General features: G+C 70.9%; 1 protein-coding gene. It reads right to left on the bottom strand.

What is annotated here, in order from left to right; translation table 11 throughout:
• Nucleotides 1–36 precede the first annotated feature (36 nt).
• Nucleotides 37–1,721: tyrosine-type recombinase/integrase (locus Q0444_RS01415; RefSeq protein ID WP_299020804.1), on the bottom strand; the 1,685-nt coding region annotated here is incomplete at its 5' end.

The raw sequence follows: 1,721 nt of genomic DNA, 5'->3' as shown, positions 1-1,721 counted from the left end.
GGTTTGGGGCTGCGGTGGGGTCTTCCGAGGTGTGCGTCACATGGCTCGTGGGCGTGTCGCGGCGTGCTGGATGAGGGTGTTGATTCTGGTGATGAGACGCAGGTGACGTTCGGTCTCGGCGTCCCAGCCGCGGGTGGTGGCGTCGTCGGCGAGGGCGGTGGCGGTCTCGCGTTGCCGGGTCAGGGTGGGGATGTCGTCGGGGTCGGGTTGGAAGCTTGGGCAGTGCTCACAGATGTTGGCGTAGGCGCAGGGTCCTTGGGCGGGGGCGCGCAGGCAGTGCCCGCCGGCCAGGGCGGTCTTGATGGTCGCGGTGGCGCGCCAATCGGGTTGCGGTTGTCCAGGTTTGGGCGCCGTGGGCTGGGGTAGGGAGCCGATCCGGGTCTTGGCGAGGTCGAGGGCTCGTTCGTACTCGTCGCGGATGGTGGTGTCGAAGAGACGGCCGTAGCGCAGGCTCATCTCGGCGGAGACGTGGCCGAGGATGGCCATCAGGGCTTGCAGGGAGACGCCGGCGTTGATCAGGGCGGTGGCGTAGGTGTGCCGCAGCTGGTGGGGGGTGATGTGCGGCAGGCCGGCGACGCCGGCGGCGCGGTCGAGCTCGCGTCGCAGGCCGTTCTGTCCGAGTCGCCGTCCGTGGGCGGTAAAGAGGAAGTCGGCGGGCCGGCCGGTGCGGGGGTGCCGGATCGGGCGGCCCGGGCTGCGGGTGGTGGTGATCCGGTCGAGCAGGGTGAGGATGTCGGGGTCGATGGGGACCATCCGTTCGGTGTCGAGCTTGCCGAGCGGGACTTTCAGCCAGGACCCGGCGCCGGGGATGTCGATGACGGCGTCCATCTCCAGATCGAGCAGCTCACCGATGCGCAGCCCGCAGGCCCGCTGCAGCAGCAGGGCATCGGCGGGCAGGCGGTTCGGGGAGTCGTGCAGCGCCTGACTCAGGCGCCGGTCGGCGTCCGGGGGCAGGAACCGCGGCAACGGGTGGGGCAGGCGGGGGTTGTCGCTGGAGTACATCAGGGTGCGTGCGGGGGCCTCGGGCCACTCCCACTCGCTGATCTCGCGCAGGAAGTTCGCCACGGCCAGGATCCGGCGGGCCTGCTCGGCGCGGGAGAGGACCCCACCGGACTTGGTGTTCTCGGCACGGGTCAGGGCGTGCATCCACGGCTCGATGTGCCCGGTGCGGGTCAGCATGGCGGGGGTCGCGTCCGGGGCAATCGCGGCGATCACGGTCCCGAAGTGCGCCAGCCGGGTCGCCAGGCAGGAGACCGTGGTCGCCTTGCAGGTCACGCTCTTGCGTTCCAGGTAGCGCACCAGGATCGAGTGCATCGGCTCGGGCACACCGGCCACGCGGCGGGCGAACGGCAGGCGCTGCTGCCACGGCTCGGGCAGGGCGGGCAGGATGCCGTGGTGGTACAGGACGGTCTTGGTCGCGGTCGCAGCCGCCCGGTAGTGCTTCCAGGTGCGGCCGGTGGCCTGCTGGCGTGCGGTTCCGGCGACGGTGAGGGCGTCGAAGTCGTCGTGGGTGACCTCGTGCAGGCGTTTGCCGGTGGCGAACAGGATCCGGGCCATCACCTGCGAGGCCATCGCCGAGGCCACCCGTTCGCTGTAGCCGACGGTGCGTGCGGCGGTGATGAACTCCTCGATGTCGGCGCCGATCACGGTGCCGGGCAGGTCTCTCCACAGTGAGGAGAACTTGCGGTGGACCAGGTACTCCCAGTCCGGGTGGAGCCGAC

The sequence above is a fragment of the uncultured Dietzia sp. genome, from assembly GCF_937873725.1.
In the GTDB taxonomy this organism is placed as follows: domain Bacteria; phylum Actinomycetota; class Actinomycetes; order Mycobacteriales; family Mycobacteriaceae; genus Dietzia.
The sequence above is the reverse complement of the archived record's forward strand: the minus strand, read 5'-3'. Positions and strand labels throughout refer to the sequence as shown.